This is a genomic window from Psychrobacter sp. T6-1 (assembly GCF_052258445.1).
Window position 1 is genome coordinate 1 of sequence record NZ_JBQQFC010000753.1, and the last position, 620, is coordinate 620.

A 620-nucleotide genomic window follows, 5' to 3' on the forward strand; every position below is an offset into this window, starting at 1 on the left:
CTCGCTTTTGATTTTGTCGGTAAAAGCGCTAAAGAGCATCATATCGAGCTGCAAGACGAGCGCTTGATAGAGATTGTACAAGCCTGCTCTGAGTTGCCAGGGTATCAGATATTTAAGTATTTAGATGAAAACGGCGATAAACAAGAGGTTGATAGCGGCGATATCAATGACTATTTGCGTGAGCATTTATGCGCTGAAAGTAACAATAACAATAGCGATGACAGATGTACTGACAAGCGTTATAGCGCTAAGGACTTTCGTACGTGGATGGCAAGTGTGCTGGCGGCAAGCTTTTTATATGATGTATTGCAAAGTAAAGAGGGCGATGAGATCTTAGCAAGTGCACCTGATAGTAAAGCGCGTCAAGACTTAGTCACGCAGATGGTAAAAGACGTGGCTGATGAGCTGGGCAATACGCCGTCTGTTTGCCGCGCATCCTACATTCATCCGCGCGTTATCGAGCAGTTTTTGGCAGGGCAGTTTTATGAGCCGTATAAGCAGGCGCGCCAAGGTCGTAGCAAAAACTTCCAAAGCCAAGACGAGAAAGCTTTACTTAACTTTTTAAAAGCGTCTAACCCTGATGACTTGTCTTCAGCAGCATAAAAATGAGACAGTATGTA

1 pseudogene is annotated in these 620 nt (G+C 44.5%); it reads left to right on the forward strand.

Annotated features, from left to right (window positions below):
- Positions 1–603: pseudogene (locus ACTXGO_RS16570) on the forward strand (DNA topoisomerase IB); the annotation flags it as partial.
- Between the last annotated feature and the right edge of the window lie 17 nt (positions 604–620).